We start from the raw sequence: 14,905 nt of genomic DNA on the forward strand, positions 1-14,905 counted from the left end.
GGCCCGGAAGGAACGACAGCGAGGTCGGAGGCTCAGTAGCGGTCGGTCGTCGTCAGCGGTCGAAGTCCAACTCGACCTCCGGCGTGGCCGGATGGGACTGGCAGGCCAGTACATAGCCCGCGTCGGTCTCCTCCGGCTCCAGCGCGAAGTTGCGGTCCATGCGTACCTCGCCCGAAACCAGGAAGGCCCTGCAAGTGCCGCAGACCCCGCCCTTGCACGCGTACGGAGCGTCCGAGCGGCTGCGCAGCACTGTCTCCAGCAGCGATTCCCCTTCCTGTACCGGCCACTTGCCGGACCGGCCGTCGAGGGTCGCGGTGAGTGAGGCGTGGGCCGGGGCGGTCACCGACGCCGAAGCGCGCGCGGAGCCGTCGTCGACATGGAAGATCTCCTCGTGGATACGGCTCCGGTCCACGCCGAGCCCGCGCAGCGCGCGCTCGGCGCCCTGGACCAGGCCGAAGGGGCCGCACAGGAACCAGCCGTCCACGTCCGCCACCGGAAGCAGAGCCGGCAGCAGTCCGGTCAGCCGCTCCTGGTCGAGCCGTCCGGACGGCAGACCTGACTGCTGTTCCTCCCGGGAGAGCACAGTGACCAGCTGGAAGCGGTCCGGGAAGCGGTCCTTCAGATCGGCGACCTCATCCAGGAACATCGTGGACGCCGCGGTGCGGTCGCTGCGTATCAGACAGAACCGGGCCTGCGGTTCCCGCGCCAGCACGGTCGCCGCCATCGACAGCACGGGGGTGATGCCGCTGCCGCCGACGACCGCTGCGAAGTGCCCGGGACGCGGCGCGAGGAGAAACCGGCCCATCGGAGGCATCACCTCGACGGTGTCACCCACGGTGAGCTCTTTGAGCGCATAAGTCGAGAACTCGCCACCGTCGACCAGCCGGATGCCCACGCGCAGTACCGGGTCACTGCCGGCCGGGGCGGCCGGAGCGCAGATGGAGTACGTACGACGGATCTCCTGGCCCTGCACGAGTCGGCGCAGGGCGAGATGCTGACCGGGGGTGTGGCGGAAGGTCTCCCGCAGCCGGGGCGGCACCTGGAGGGTGACGGCGACCGAGTCGTCCGTGAGCTGTTCGACCTCGCTGACCCGGAGCGAATGGAACATCTACAACTCCTTGAAGTGGTCGAAGGGTTCGCGGCAGGCGACGCAGCGGCGCAGTGCCTTGCAGGCGGTGGAGGAGAACCTGCTGAGCAGCTCGGTGTCGGTCGATCCGCATTGCGGGCAGCGCACGGAGAGAGTGAGCGGCACCGGTCCCTCCGCAGCGTGTGAGCGGGGCGGGGCTATTCCGAACTCGGCGAGCTTGCGCCGTCCTTCCTCGCTGATGTCGTCCGTCGACCAGGCCGGGGAGAGGACCTTGATCACCGAGACGTCCGGTATCCCGTGATCGTGCAGAACCTGCTCGATGTCCGAGGTCATGGCCTCGATCGCCGGGCAGCCGGTGTACGTGGGGGTCAGCTCGACCTCTACCCTGCCGGGTCCGAGGATCTGGACTCCGCGAAGCACGCCGAGCTCCTCCAGCGTCAGCACCGGCAGCTCCGGGTCGGGCACGGAGCCCGCGAGCCTGCGCAGTTCGGCCTCGAGCCGCGTATCGGTCCCGGTCGGGGTCCTGTTTGTCGTCCCGGCAGAGGCCCCGGCCGCGGACTCAGCTGTCATCATCTCGGTCACCATGACGCCCCCGGATGGCTTCGGTGCAGATGCTGCATCTCGGCAAGCATCCGCCCGAAGGACTCGGTGTGCAGACCCTGACGTCCGGCGCCCGCCGCCCATCCGCCGGACCGCGGTCCGCCGGGCACGGTCAGTGTCGCCCGCTCCAGGACCGCGGTGACGGTCTCGAGCCAGCTGTCCTGCAACGACTGCCAGTCGATGTCCAGCCCGTCGACCGGCTGGAACATCTCGCCGGTGAACCGCCACAGCGCGTCGCACGCCCGCTGCATCCGCTCATGGCTCTCGTCCGTGCCGTCACCGAGCCGCTCGGTCCAGTGCTCGGCGTGGTCCTGGTGGTACGCGACCTCCTTGACCGCCTTCGCAGCGAGCCCGGCGAACTCACTGTCCCCGGCCGCCAGCCGTCCGTACAGCAAGCGCTGGTAGACGGAGAAGTAGAGCTGGCGGGCGATGGTGTGCGCGAAGTCGCCGTTCGGCTGCTCGACCAGCTGGAGATTGCGGAAGGCCCGCTCCTCGCGGAGATACGCCAGCTCGTCCTCGTCACCGACGAGAGAGAGCAGCACCCGTGCCTGGCCCAGCAGGTCCAGCGCGATATTGGCGAGGGCGACCTCCTCCTCCAGCACGGGCGCATGGCCCGCCCACTCCCCCAGCCGGTGCGAGAGCACCAGCGCATCGTCGCCGAGAGCGAGTGCCGCGGCATTCACCGTCGTGGTCACAGGTGCTTCACCCCTTCCGGGATCTCGTAGAAGGTCGGGTGCCGGTAGGGCTTGTCGCCGGCAGGCTCGAAGAACGAGTCCTTCTCGTCCGGCGAAGAGGCGGTGATCTCCGTGGAGGGCACCACCCAGATCGAGACGCCTTCGTTCCGCCGGGTGTAGAGATCGCGGGCGTTGCGCAGGGCCATCTCGGCGTCCGGGGCGTGCAGGCTTCCCGCGTGGGTGTGGGACAGCCCTCGGCGCGAGCGCACAAAGACCTCCCACAGCGGCCAGTCGGTCGAGCTGCTCATGCTGTCGCCTCCCCGGGCTTCACGTGCTGTGCTTGGTGCTTCGTGGCGTACGCAGCGGCCGCGTCCCGGACCCAGGCGCCCTCTTCGTGCGCCTGCCGGCGCTGGGTGATCCGCTGTTCGTTGCAGGGGCCGTTGCCCTTGAGGACTTCCTGGAACTCGGACCAGTCGATCGCGCCGAAGTCGTGGTGCTCCCGTTCCTCGTTCCACCGGAGATCGGGGTCGGGGAGGGTGAGGCCCAGGGCTTCGGCCTGCGGGACGCAGATGTCGACGAAGCGCTGGCGCAGCTCGTCATTGGAGTGCCGCTTGATCTTCCATGCCATGGACTGCGTCGAATGGGCCGACTCGTCGTCCGGGGGGCCGAACATCATCAGCGACGGCCACCACCAGCGGTCCACCGCGTCCTGCGCCATCTCACGCTGCGCGGGCGTCCCGCGGGAGAGGCTGAGCAGCAGCTCGTACCCCTGCCGCTGGTGGAAGGACTCCTCCTTGCAGATCCGGACCATGGCGCGGGCGTACGGGCCGTAGGAGCAGCGACAGAGCGGCACCTGGTTGGTGATTGCCGCGCCGTCCACCAGCCAGCCGATCGCGCCGACATCGGCCCAGGTCAGCGTGGGGTAGTTGAAGATCGAGGAGTACCTCTGGCGGCCGGCGTGGAGCTTGTCGAGCAGCTCGTCGCGGCTCGTGCCCAAAGTCTCGGCGGCGCTGTACAGGTACAGCCCGTGGCCTGCTTCGTCCTGCACCTTGGCCATCAGGATCGCCTTGCGGCGAAGCGAGGGCGCCCGCGTGATCCAGTTCGCCTCGGGCTGCATTCCGATGATCTCGGAGTGGGCATGCTGCGCCATTTGGCGCACCAGCGTGGCCCGGTACGCGTCCGGCATCCAGTCGCGTGGCTCGATGCGCTCGTCGGCGGCCACGGCGGCGTCAAAAACCGCCTCGTACGTATCCGCAGTCACTGCCGTCATCCGGGCCCCCTACCGACCGATCGTTCGGTTCATTGACTTCAATGGTGAGTCGACGGCCCGTAGGGTGTCAACCCTGTGGATAACTGAGGTGGACCGATGGGGATCGGGGCGGGATGGACTCCTACGAGGACGCAGACGTCGAAAGCGCCAGGAGTCTGAGCTCCCGGCCGCAGCCCGGTGACCCTCCCCAGCCCGCTGACCAGCCCGAATGCCAGCCCGGGACCGATTATCGGTCCGAGTCCGAGTCCGAGTCCGAGTCCGAGTCGGAGACCGAGACCGAGACCGAGCCCGAGACCGAGTCCCTGAGCGAGCCCGAGTCCCGGCCCGATCAACAGCCCCGGTCCGAATCCCGGTCCGGACCCGCCCCCGTCACTGGCATGGCGGCGCTTTCCCTCCCCTACCAGGTGGCCGCCGCCGTCTCCCTCGCGATCGTCGGCGCCCTCGCCTGCGTCCACCTGGCCATGGTGTTTCTGCATGTCGCGCCTTCCAACACCGTGACCAAGCAGTACGGCGAGGCGGTCGACGGCTGGGTCTATCCCGAGTTCGAGCAGAACTGGAAGCTCTTCGCTCCCAACCCGCTCCAGCAGAACGTCGCCGTGCAGGTCAGGGCCGAGTACACCGTCTCCGACGGCAGCCGCAGAAGCAGCGACTGGATCGACCTCACCGCCGAGGACGCCGGAGCGATCCGCGGCAACCTCCTCCCCAGCCATGTCCAGCAGAACGAGCTGCGCCGGGGCTGGGACTTCTACGTCAATTCGCACGACAACGACAACCGCCCCAACGGCCTGCGAGGCCAGCTCTCCGAGAGCTATGTCCGCCGCATCGTGATGCAGCGACTGGACGCGCACGATCTGGGCGGCCCCGTCGAGCGCATCCAGCTCAGGTCTTCGACCCGCTCGGTCAAGGCCCCGCAGTGGAGCGACGAGAAGATAGACACCCGCCCCGTCCACCGGGTCCTCCCCTGGTGGACGGTGACCGCCGTGGATCTGCCCGGGGGAGTCCGTAACGGTCGTACGGAGGCGGGGACGTGAACCACACCGTCGACGGCAGGGTCGCCCGCACCGTCCAGCGCGTCACCTCCACCGCCCTCGGTCCCTACCAGAGCGCGACGATACGGATCGGCTTCGCCGCCGGCTGGCTGCTCTTCCTCCTGCGCGAGCTGCCCAACCGCCACGAGATGTACGGGCCCGACAGTCCGTGGAGCTGGGAGATGTCGCGGCAGCTCATCGCGGGCAATGACTCCTTCACCGCGCTCATGTGGTCGGACAGCACCCTCTGGTTCGAGATCGTGTACGGCGTCGCCGTGCTGTCCAGCCTGCTGCTCATACTGGGCTGGCGTACCCGCACCATGTCCGTACTCTTCATGATCGGCGTTCTGTCACTGCAGAACCGCTCCATCTTCATGGGCGACGGCGGCGACAACGTCATCCATCTGATGGCGATCTATCTTGTCCTGACGCGTTGCGGACACGTCTGGTCCCTGGACGCGCGCCGGGCGGCGCGGGCCGCGGTCGCCACTGTCCCCGGCCTGCCACCCCGCGACCGGGTCGGACCCGCGCTCTGGGTGGTGCTGGGATTCGGCCTGGTCAGCGCCACTTTTCTGAACCAGACCGGCTCCTTGATACTGCTGCTTCTCTGGGGACTGTGGGTGGCACAGGGGCTGTGGTGGATGGTGAGCCGGTACGCCCCGTACAGCGAGCCGCGCACCCTGCTGGATGTTCTCGCCAACCTCGCGCACAACGCCGCGCTCGTCGTCATCATGGCCGAGGTCTGTCTGATCTATGCGACGGCCGGCTGGTACAAGATCCAGGGCTCGCGCTGGCAGGACGGTACCGCGCTCTACTACCCGCTCAAGCTCGATTACTTCACGCCGTGGCCGGCCCTCTCCGACCTGCTGGCCTCGGGCGGCGTGATGGTGATGGTCCTGACGTACGGCACGGTCATCGTCCAGGTCGCCTTCCCCTTCACGCTCTTCAACCGGCGCGTCAAGAACGTCCTGCTGGCGGCCATGATGCTGGAGCACGCCGCGATCGCCGTGCTGCTCGGACTGCCGTTCTTCTCGCTCGCGATGATCGCCGCCGACGCGGTCTTCCTGCCTACCGCCTTCCTGGTCTGGCTGGGTGGCCGGGCCGTGCGGGGGCGGGACCTGATGTTCTCGCGGGTGGATCCGGCGCCGCGGCAGCGGCAGGGAAGCCAGGAGCAGCCCCGTACGCTCGTCGGGTGAGTAGCACCGAGGAACCGATTCAGTACGACGAGGCCGCCTTCTTCCAGGGCAAGCAGAGCGTCCCGGACGAGGTCGGCGTCGGGCCGCACCCGCGGCCGTGGCCGCAGGACGCGCGGTACGACCCCGAGCTACTGGCCGAGGGCGACCGGCGCAATGTGGTCGACGAGTACCGGTACTGGACGCGCGAGGCGATCGTCGCCGACCTGGACACACGGCGACACGACTTCCATGTGGCCGTGGAGAACTGGGGTCACGACTTCAACATCGGTTCCGTGGTGCGTACCGCCAACGCCTTCCTGGCGAAGGAGATCCACATCGTCGGCCGTCGGCGCTGGAACCGGCGCGGGGCCATGGTCACCGACCGGTACCAGCATGTGCGACACCACCCGGACACCGAGTCACTGACCGCCTGGGCTGCGGCCAAGGGTCTGCCGATCATCGGGATCGACAATCTGCCGGGATCGGTGCCCCTGGAGCGGACCGAGCTGCCGCGGCGGTGCGTGCTGCTCTTCGGGCAGGAGGGCCCCGGACTGACGGAGGAGGCGCGCAAGCACGCGGCGATGGTGTGCTCGATCGCGCAGTTCGGCTCGACCCGCTCGATCAACGCGGGTGCGGCGGCGGCGATCGCGATGCATGCGTGGGTGCAGCGGTACGCGGAGATCCCGTCCCCGTAGGGGCATGTGGTGAGCGGCGGCGATGCCGTGCCCCGTACGGTCGGTACGGAGCACGGCCTGTTCTGCCGCCACATCCGCCGTCACGCCTGGCGGCGGACCTCCACCACACGGAATCGGTTCGAGACGAACGCTCCGTCGCACAGTGCCGCGTTCGCCGCCGGGTTGCCGCCCGAGCCGTGGAAGTCGGAGAACGCCGCGGTCTGGTTGACGTACACCCCGCCCGTCAGATTCAGCGACAGCTGCGCCGATTCGTCCAGGCAGACGTCCTCGATCGCGCGCTCCGTCTCCGCCGAGGTGGTGTACGCGCCGACCGTCATCGCGCCCTTTTCGCGGATCGTGCGCCGAAGCAGCTCCAGCGCGTCCGCCGTCGAGTCCACGGCCACCGCGAACGACACCGGGCCGAAGCACTCCGACATGTACACCGCTTCGGCGTCGGGCTTGGCGCCGTCGAGCTTGACGACGACCGGCGTACGGACGACAGCGTCCGGGAAGTCCGGGTTGGCGATCTTCCGTGACGGAAGAGCCACTTCACCCAGTCCGGAAGCCGCCTCCAGGCGCCCCTTCACATCGGGGTTGACCAGCGCACCCAGCAGGGCGTTCGCCCGAGCGTCGTCGCCGAGCAGACCGCCCACCGAGGCCGCGATATCGGCGACCACCTCGTCGTACGACTTGGGTCCGGCGTCCGTCGTGATGCCGTCCCTCGGGATGAGGAGGTTCTGCGGGGTGGTGCACATCTGGCCGCTGTAGAGCGACAGCGAGAAGGCCAGGTTGGAGAGCATCCCCTTGTAGTTGTCGGTGGAGTCGATGACGACGGTGTTGACGCCGGCCTTCTCGGTGTAGACCTGGGCCTGGCGGGCATTGGCCTCCAGCCAGTCGCCGAAACCGGTCGACCCCGTGTAGTCGATGATCTTGATCTCGGGGCGCACCGCGAGGGTCTTGGCGATCCCCTCGCCCGGAAGCTCGGCGGCCAGACAGACCAGGTTCGGATCGAAGCCTGCCTCGGAGAGCACCTCGCGGGCCACGCGCACCGTGAGCGCGAGCGGCAGAATCGCGCGGGGGTGCGGCTTGACCAGGACAGGGTTGCCGGTGGCCAGCGAGGCGAACAGCCCCGGGTAGCCGTTCCACGTGGGGAAGGTGTTGCAGCCGATCAGCAGGGAGATACCGCGGCCCGCTGTGGTGAAGGTCTTCCGCAGCTCCAGCGGGTCGCGCTTGCCCTGCGGCTTGGACCACTCGGCGGCGGCCGGCGTGCGGGTCTGCTCCGCGTAGGCGTATGCGACGGCCTCCAGGCCGCGGTCCTGGGCGTGCGGGCCGCCCGCCTGGAACGCCATCATGAAGGCCTGACCGCTGGTGTGCATCACCGCGTGCGCGAATTCGTGGGTGCGGGCGCTGATGCGGGAAAGGATCTCCACGCAGACCAGAGCCCGCGTCTCGGGGCCGGCCTCGCGCCAGGCGCCCATGCCCGCGCGCATCGCGGGCAGCAGAACATCCATGTCCGGGTGCGGGTACTCGATGCCCAACTCCGGGCCGTACGGCGAGACTTCGCCGCCCGCCCAGCCGTCCGTGCCTGGCTGGTCCAGCTCGAAGCGGGAGTCGCGAAGGGCCTCGAAGGCCGCGAGTCCGTCGGCCGGCGCAGTGTCGCCGTAGGCCTTGGGGTGCTCGGGATGCGGGGACCAGTACGCGCGGGTGCGGATCGCCTCGAGGGCCTGGTCGAGCGTGGGCCGGTGGGTCTCGGTCAGCTGCATGAAGGACCAACTCCTCGTCGAGCTGGGCAGGGAAGGATTGACAGAGTTAGAGTAACCGAACGATCGGTCGGTACAAGGGGGCCTGTCAAACCTGTGGACAACTCATCGGGGAGGATCACTCCCATGACCGCCATCGAGCCCATCGACGCCATCGGCGAGAGCCGTACCGTCGCCGTCGTCGGCGCCGGCACCATGGGGCAGGGCATCGCCCAGGTCGCCCTCGTTGCCGGACATCCCGTACGTCTCTACGACGCCGTTCCCGGACGGGCGGCCCAGGCCGCGGAAGCCATCGGCGCGCGCCTCGACCGGCTGGTCGAGAAGGGCCGGATGGACGCCTCCGCGCGCGACGCGGCCCGCGCGCGACTGCATCCGGCCGCCGATCTTGCCGAGCTCGCCGACGCGGCGCTCGTCGTCGAGGCGGTCCTCGAGCAACTCGCGGTCAAGCAGGAGCTGTTCACGGCGCTGGAGAAGATCGTCGCGGACGACTGCCTGCTCGCCACCAACACCTCCTCCCTCTCCGTCACGGCCGTCGCCGGCGCCCTGGAGCGCCCAGGCCGCTTCGTCGGACTGCACTTCTTCAATCCGGCGCCCCTGCTCCCCCTCGTCGAGGTCGTCAGCGGCCATGCGACCGACGAGGAGACGGCCACGCGCGCGTGGGCGACGGCGGCGGCCTGGGGCAAGACCCCGGTGCGCTGTGCCGACACCCCTGGTTTCATCGTCAACCGCGTCGCCCGCCCCTTCTACGCGGAAGCCTTCGCGGTGTACGAGGAGCAGGGCGCCGATCCCGCCACCATCGACGCGGTCCTCAGAGAGTCCGGTGGGTTCAGAATGGGCCCCTTCGAGCTCACCGATCTGATCGGCCAGGACGTCAACGAGGCCGTCACACGTTCGGTGTGGGAGTCCTTCTTCCACAGCCCCAAGTTCCTCCCTTCCCTCATGCAGCGCCGTCTGGTCGAGGCGCGCCGTCTGGGCCGGAAGTCCGGCCACGGCTGGTTCTCGTACGCGGAAGGGGCGACGAAGCCCGCTCCGCACACCGCGGAGCCGGCGGACGCCCCCGAGTACGTCGTGGTCGAGGGCGATCTGGGGGCCGCCGGGGAGCTGATAGCGATGATCAGCGACGCGGGCATCATGGTGCGGCGCGAGGACGAGGACAAGGGAACGCGGCTGTTGCTGCCCAGCGGAGGCCAGCTGGTCCTCGCCGACGGCCAGACATCCGCCGAATTCCGGGATGTCGTCTACTTCGATCTGGCACTCGACTACCGGTCCGCGACCCGGATCGCCCTGTCCGCCGCCGACAGCGTCCAGGAGCAGACGCTCAAACAGGCGACCGGCCTCTTCCAGGCGCTCGGCAAGCAGGTCAGCGTCATCGGTGACGTACCGGGCATGATCGTCGCCCGTACCGTCGCGATGCTCGGCGACCTGGCACTGGACGCGGTCGCCAAGGGGGTCGCGACCGCGGAGGACATCGACACGGCGATGCGCCTCGGGGTCAACTACCCTCTGGGACCGGTCGAATGGAACGCAAAGCTCGGACCGGACTGGGCGTGGGAACTGCTCGGCAACCTTCATGAGAGCGTGCCGACCGGACGCTACGCCCGGTCTCTCGCCCTCCATCAGTGGTCGTACGAGACCTCACAGGAGGACGCCTCATGACCACCGCCAAGCGCGACACCTACACCCCCGAGACACTGCTGACCGTCGCCGTCCGGATCTTCAACGAGCGCGGGTACGACGGCACGTCCATGGAGCATCTCTCCAAGGCGGCCGGCATCTCCAAGTCCTCGATCTATCACCATGTCGCCGGCAAGGAGGAGCTCCTGCGGCGTGCGGTCAGCCGGGCGCTCGACTCGCTCTTCGCGATCCTCGACGAGCCGGGCGCCGTACGGGGACGGGCCATCGAGCGGGTCGAGTACGTGACCCGGCGCACCGTGGAGGTGCTGATGGCCGAGCTGCCCTATGTGACGCTGCTGCTGCGCGTACGGGGCAACACGAAGACCGAGCGGTGGGCGATGGAGCGGCGCCGCGAGTTCGACCAGCGGGTCGCCGACTTGCTCAAGGCGGCCGCGGCGGACGGCGACCTCCGCGCGGACATGGACATCCGGCTGGCGACCCGACTGCTCTTCGGCATGGTGAACTCCCTGGTGGAGTGGTACCGGCCGCATGCGGGTGGCGGCTACGACGGCGACCAGGTCGCCGAGGCGGTCGTACGACTGGCCTTCGACGGGCTGCGCACGGACTCCTAGAGCCGACGGTGCCGAGTGCGGCCATGGTTCATTGAGCGGGCCGGCCCACTGGACCCACCGGGTCGGCCGGGTCTACAGCAGCGGCTCGGCATCCGGGGGCGGCTCCGCGATCTGCCCCGGGCCCGGATCGAGATCCGTCTCCTCGAAGACCAGCAGCGTGCGCGTGGACAGCACTTCCGGGATGGACTGGAGCCTGGTCAGGACGAGCTCGCGCAGCGTGCGGTTGTCCGGGGTGTGCACCAGCAGGAGTACGTCGAAGTCTCCGCTGACCAGCGCGATGTGGGTGGCGCCGGGCAACGCCTGCAGCTGCTCGCGCACCGTGCGCCAGGAGTTCTGCACGATCTTGAGCGTGATGTAGGCGGAGGCTCCCTGACCTGCTCGTTCATGGTTCACACGCGCGCTGAAGCCGCGGATCACACCGTCGTCGATGAGCCTGTTGATACGGGCGTAGGCGTTCGCGCGGGAGACGTGGACCCGTTCGGCCACGGAGCGTATCGAGGCGCGCCCGTCCGACTGCAGGATGCGCAGGATGTCTCGGTCGATGGCGTCGAGCGGTCGCGGCGGAGGTGCCTGATCCGCGCGGTCACCGCTCTCGGCCATTTGTTCAGCTGCCATATCCCCCCGCCTCCCTGGCATGGACGACCTGTCTCCATCTCAGGCTGTGGAGAACCGTTTGTCCACAGGCTGAAGGCGCCTGTAGCCAAAATGCGTCCACGACCGAACAATCGGTAGGTGAGGCGCGACACACTCGCGCCATTTCGCCATTGCTTTGTCATTGCTTTCGTCGTCGCTCCCACGAGGAGGTGCTCGCGTTGAGAAAGAGCAGCATGACGGTCCAGGAGCTCCCCGGTGCCGCTGCCGCCTACCGGCCCACCCCGCCCCCGGCGTGGAAGCCCCGTACCGACCCCGCACCACTGCTCCCGGATCCGGAGCCGTACCGCGTGCTCGGCACGGACGCCGCAGCCGGTGCCGACCCCGAGCTGCTGCTGCGGCTGTACGCGGAGCTGGTGCGCGGCCGCAGGTACAACGTCCAGGCGACAGCCCTGACCAAGCAGGGCAGGCTGGCCGTCTACCCGTCGAGCACCGGGCAGGAGGCGTGCGAGGTGGCGGCCGCACTGGCGCTGGAGGAGCGGGACTGGCTCTTCCCCAGCTACCGCGACACCCTCGCGGCCGTGGCGCGCGGTCTCGACCCCGTACAGGCGCTGACGCTGCTGCGCGGAGACTGGCACACCGGCTACGACCCGCATGAGCACCGCATAGCGCCCCTGTGCACGCCGCTGGCCACGCAGCTGCCGCACGCCGTGGGCCTGGCGCACGCCGCGCGGCTCAAGGGCGATGACGTTGTCGCGCTCGCCATGGTCGGCGACGGCGGCACCAGCGAGGGCGACTTCCACGAGGCGTTGAACTTTGCCGCCGTGTGGCGGGCCCCCGTGGTCTTCCTCGTCCAGAACAACGGCTTCGCCATTTCGGTGCCGCTGGCCAAGCAGACGGCGGCCCCTTCGCTGGCCCACAAGGCCGTGGGGTACGGCATGCCCGGTCGGCTCGTCGACGGCAACGACGCGGCCGCGGTCCACGAGGTGCTCGGAGAGGCCGTGGCGCGGGCCAGGCGCGGTGGCGGTCCTACGCTCATCGAGGCCGTGACGTACCGCATCGACGCCCATACGAACGCCGACGACGCGACCCGCTACCGGGGCGAGAGCGAGGTCGAGACCTGGCGTGCACACGATCCGATCCGGCTGCTGGAGCGGGAGTTGACAGAGCGAGGTCTGCTCGACGAGGACGGCATACGGGCGGCTGCCGAGGCGGCCGAGACGATGGCCGCGGCGCTGCGCGACGGGATGAACGCAGACCCGGTGCTCGACCCGATGGACCTTTTCGAGCATGTCTACGCCGAGCAGACGAGCCAGCTGCGGGAGCAGGCGGCACTGCTGCGGGCCGAGCTGGACGCGGAGGGAGAGGCGCGATGACCACGGCCGCGGTGAAGCCCGCTTCCATGGCTCAGGCCTTGCAGCGCGCGATGCGCGACGCGATGGCCGAGGATCCGTCCGTTCATGTGCTGGGGGAGGACGTCGGCACGCTCGGCGGAGTCTTCCGGGTGACGGACGGGCTCGCCAAAGAGTTCGGCGAGGACCGCTGTACGGACACACCGCTCGCCGAGGCGGGCATCCTCGGCGCCGCCGTCGGTATGGCGATGTACGGGCTGCGGCCGGTCGTCGAGATGCAGTTCGACGCCTTCGCCTATCCGGCGTTCGAGCAGCTGATCAGCCATGTGGCGCGGATGCGGAACCGCACTCGGGGCGGTATGCCGCTGCCGATCACTGTGCGCGTGCCCTACGGCGGCGGAATCGGCGGTGTGGAGCACCACAGCGACTCGTCCGAGGCGTACTACATGGCGACTCCGGGGCTCCATGTCGTCACGCCGTCGACGGTCGACGACGCGTACGGGCTGCTGCGTGCCGCGATCGCCTCCGACGACCCTGTGGTCTTCCTGGAGCCGAAGCGGCTGTACTGGTCGAAGGCGCAGTGGTCGGCGGATACGCCGTCCGTGGTCGAGCCGATAGGCCGGGCCGTCGTCCGGCGTCCCGGGCGCAGCGCCACCCTCATCACCTACGGGCCGTCGGTACCCGTCTGCATGGAGGCGGCGGAGGCCGCCGCGGCCGAGGGCTGGGACCTGGAAGTCGTCGATCTGCGCTCGCTGGTGCCCTTCGACGACGAGACCGTCTGTGCGTCCGTGCGGCGTACGGGCCGGGCGGTCGTCGTCCATGAGTCCACCGGCTTCGCCGGTCCCGGAGGGGAGATCGCCGCACGGGTGACGGAGCGCTGCTTCCACCATCTGGAGGCGCCGGTGCTGCGGGTCGCGGGGTTCGACATTCCGTATCCGCCGCCGATGCTGGAGCGGCATCATCTGCCGGGAGTGGACCGAGTGCTGGACGCGGTGGCGCGACTGCAGTGGGAGGCGGGGAGCTGATGGCCCAGGTGCTCGAATTCAAGCTCCCGGATCTCGGGGAGGGGCTGACCGAGGCGGAGATCGTCCGTTGGCTGGTGGCCGTGGGCGATGTCGTCGCGATCGACCAGCCGGTCGTCGAGGTCGAGACGGCCAAGGCGATGGTGGAGGTGCCGTGCCCGTACGGGGGCGTGGTGACCGCGCGCTTCGGCGAGGAGGGCACGGAACTGCCGGTCGGGGCGCCCCTGTTGACGGTCGCGGTCGGTGCTGTGGAACCGGTCGGTTCCGCGGGATCCTCGGGCTCGCCCGACTCCGCGGGATCCGGCGGAGAGTCGTCAGGCAATGTGCTGGTCGGTTACGGGACGGGGGCGCCGGCTGCCCGCAGGCGCCGTATCCGGCCTGCCGCGCCTGTTGCGGCCGCGCCTGCTGCGCCCAGGCCTGTCGCAGCTCCGGCGCCTGCCCCGGCTCCGGCGCCTGTTGAGGCGCGGGTCGAGGCTCCGGCGCCTGTTGAGGCGCGGGTCGAGGCTCCGGCGCCCGCCGAGCATGTGACGCAGGACGGGCCCGTGCCTGTCATCTCGCCGCTCGTCCGCAGGCTCGCCCGTGAACACGGCCTCGATCTACGCCGGTTGACCGGCTCAGGGCCGGACGGTCTGATCCTGCGAGCCGATGTCGAGCGCGCCATGTGCGCCGCCGACGCGACTGCCGCGCCGGAGCCTGCCGTGGCCACCACCGCAGTAGCCTCCGGTACGCGCGGTGAGCGCGTACCGCTGCGTGGCATCCGCGGGGCCGTGGCCGACAAGCTGTCCCGCAGTCGACGCGAGATACCCGACGCCACCTGCTGGGTCGACGCGGACGCGACCGAGCTGATGGCCGCGCGGGCCTCGATGAACGCCGCGGGCGGTCCGAAGATCTCGCTTCTGGCGCTGCTCGCCCGGATCTGTACCGCCGCGCTCGCCCGCCACCCGGAGCTGAACTCCACGGTGGACCTGGAGGCCCGGGAGATCGTGCGCCTGCCCGAGGTGCATCTCGGGTTCGCGGCCCAGACCGAGCGAGGACTGGTCGTCCCCGTCGTACGGGATGCGCACAGCCGCTCGGCCGAGTCGCTGACCGCGGAGTTCGGGCGGCTGACGGATGCGGCCAGGGACGGAACGCTGACTCCGGCGGATCTGACCGGCGGGACGTTCACGCTGAACAACTACGGCGTGTTCGGCGTCGACGGTTCCACGCCGATCATCAATCACCCGGAGGCGGCCATGCTCGGCATCGGCCGGATCGTGCCCAAGCCATGGGTGCACCAGGGCGAGCTGGCCGTCCGCAAGGTCGTCCAGTTGTCGCTGACCTTCGACCACCGGGTCTGCGACGGCGGCACGGCAGGCGGTTTCCTGCGGTACGTGGCCGACTGCGTGGAGCATCCGGCAGTGCTGCTGCGCAGCCTGTAGATCCACCG

At 69.5% G+C, this 14,905-nt stretch carries 15 protein-coding genes; 8 read left to right on the plus strand and 7 right to left on the minus strand.

The genetic code is table 11. From position 1 onward, the window contains the following. Positions 1–52: 52 nt before the first annotated feature. From ACWDZ6_RS04660 to paaA, 5 genes are read right to left on the minus strand one after another with little or no spacing between them, the layout of a single operon-like run. Positions 53–1,108, minus strand: coding sequence for a 2Fe-2S iron-sulfur cluster-binding protein (locus ACWDZ6_RS04660; protein ID WP_451501653.1), 1,056 nt, complete (start codon positions 1,106–1,108; stop codon positions 53–55). After that, positions 1,109–1,657 (minus strand): 1,2-phenylacetyl-CoA epoxidase subunit PaaD, encoded by a 549-nt coding sequence (gene paaD, locus ACWDZ6_RS04665; protein WP_451501911.1) that lies wholly within the window; start codon positions 1,655–1,657, stop codon positions 1,109–1,111. It abuts the gene before it with no gap. An 8-nt stretch (positions 1,658–1,665) separates the two neighbouring features. Then, positions 1,666–2,382, minus strand: coding sequence for a 1,2-phenylacetyl-CoA epoxidase subunit PaaC (paaC, locus tag ACWDZ6_RS04670; protein WP_451501654.1), 717 nt, complete (start codon positions 2,380–2,382; stop codon positions 1,666–1,668). Continuing rightward, a complete protein-coding gene (gene paaB, locus ACWDZ6_RS04675; RefSeq protein ID WP_326651202.1) occupies positions 2,379–2,669 on the minus strand; it encodes a 1,2-phenylacetyl-CoA epoxidase subunit PaaB in 291 nt (96 codons plus the stop codon). The genes paaC and paaB overlap by 4 nt, the downstream gene beginning before the upstream one ends. After that, positions 2,666–3,631 (minus strand): 1,2-phenylacetyl-CoA epoxidase subunit PaaA, encoded by a 966-nt coding sequence (paaA, locus tag ACWDZ6_RS04680; protein ID WP_451501655.1) that lies wholly within the window; start codon positions 3,629–3,631, stop codon positions 2,666–2,668. Before paaA ends, paaB begins: the two co-directional genes overlap by 4 nt. A 113-nt stretch (positions 3,632–3,744) precedes the next feature. Here paaA and ACWDZ6_RS04685 point away from each other — a divergent pair, with 113 nt between their 5' ends. Genes ACWDZ6_RS04685 through ACWDZ6_RS04695 form a run of 3 tightly spaced genes read left to right on the plus strand, consistent with a single transcriptional unit; the run spans position 3,745 to position 6,529 of the window. After that, positions 3,745–4,662, plus strand: a complete 918-nt coding sequence (locus ACWDZ6_RS04685) for a DUF5819 family protein (protein WP_451501656.1) — start codon at positions 3,745–3,747, stop codon at positions 4,660–4,662. Next, the gene (locus tag ACWDZ6_RS04690) at positions 4,659–5,855 is read left to right on the plus strand and encodes an HTTM domain-containing protein (protein ID WP_451501657.1); all 1,197 of its coding nucleotides are present in this window, start codon (positions 4,659–4,661) and stop codon (positions 5,853–5,855) included. Before ACWDZ6_RS04685 ends, ACWDZ6_RS04690 begins: the two co-directional genes overlap by 4 nt. Beyond that, a complete protein-coding gene (locus ACWDZ6_RS04695) occupies positions 5,852–6,529 on the plus strand; it encodes a TrmH family RNA methyltransferase (protein WP_451501658.1) in 678 nt (225 codons plus the stop codon). Before ACWDZ6_RS04690 ends, ACWDZ6_RS04695 begins: the two co-directional genes overlap by 4 nt. Positions 6,530–6,609: 80 nt before the next feature. Here ACWDZ6_RS04695 and paaN read toward each other — a convergent pair whose 3' ends face one another. Then, positions 6,610–8,271, minus strand: coding sequence for a phenylacetic acid degradation protein PaaN (gene paaN, locus ACWDZ6_RS04700; RefSeq protein WP_451501659.1), 1,662 nt, complete (start codon positions 8,269–8,271; stop codon positions 6,610–6,612). A gap of 123 nt (positions 8,272–8,394) precedes the next feature. On the opposite strand from paaN, the gene ACWDZ6_RS04705 reads away from it, so the two are divergent. Beyond that, on the plus strand, positions 8,395–9,924 hold the full coding sequence (locus ACWDZ6_RS04705) for a 3-hydroxyacyl-CoA dehydrogenase (protein ID WP_451501660.1): 1,530 nt from the start codon (positions 8,395–8,397) through the stop codon (positions 9,922–9,924). Continuing rightward, positions 9,921–10,514, plus strand: coding sequence for a TetR/AcrR family transcriptional regulator (locus tag ACWDZ6_RS04710; RefSeq protein ID WP_366731476.1), 594 nt, complete (start codon positions 9,921–9,923; stop codon positions 10,512–10,514). The genes ACWDZ6_RS04705 and ACWDZ6_RS04710 overlap by 4 nt, the downstream gene beginning before the upstream one ends. A 72-nt stretch (positions 10,515–10,586) precedes the next feature. Here the strand turns inward: ACWDZ6_RS04710 and ACWDZ6_RS04715 are convergent, their stop codons facing one another. After that, entirely contained in the window at positions 10,587–11,114 is a 528-nt protein-coding gene (locus ACWDZ6_RS04715; protein ID WP_451501912.1) for an Lrp/AsnC family transcriptional regulator, read from the minus strand. A gap of 227 nt (positions 11,115–11,341) precedes the next feature. Between ACWDZ6_RS04715 and pdhA the strand changes: the two genes are divergently transcribed. From pdhA to ACWDZ6_RS04730, 3 genes are read left to right on the plus strand one after another with little or no spacing between them, the layout of a single operon-like run. Next, positions 11,342–12,481, plus strand: a complete 1,140-nt coding sequence (pdhA, locus tag ACWDZ6_RS04720) for a pyruvate dehydrogenase (acetyl-transferring) E1 component subunit alpha (protein ID WP_451501913.1) — start codon at positions 11,342–11,344, stop codon at positions 12,479–12,481. After that, a complete protein-coding gene (locus tag ACWDZ6_RS04725; protein WP_451501661.1) occupies positions 12,478–13,482 on the plus strand; it encodes an alpha-ketoacid dehydrogenase subunit beta in 1,005 nt (334 codons plus the stop codon). The genes pdhA and ACWDZ6_RS04725 overlap by 4 nt, the downstream gene beginning before the upstream one ends. Continuing rightward, positions 13,482–14,897: a dihydrolipoamide acetyltransferase family protein gene (locus ACWDZ6_RS04730; protein WP_451501662.1), complete on the plus strand. Its 1,416-nt coding sequence runs from the start codon at positions 13,482–13,484 to the stop codon at positions 14,895–14,897. The genes ACWDZ6_RS04725 and ACWDZ6_RS04730 overlap by 1 nt, the downstream gene beginning before the upstream one ends. Positions 14,898–14,905 lie beyond the last annotated feature (8 nt).

The sequence above is a fragment of the Streptomyces sp. NPDC002926 genome (genome assembly GCF_053591755.1).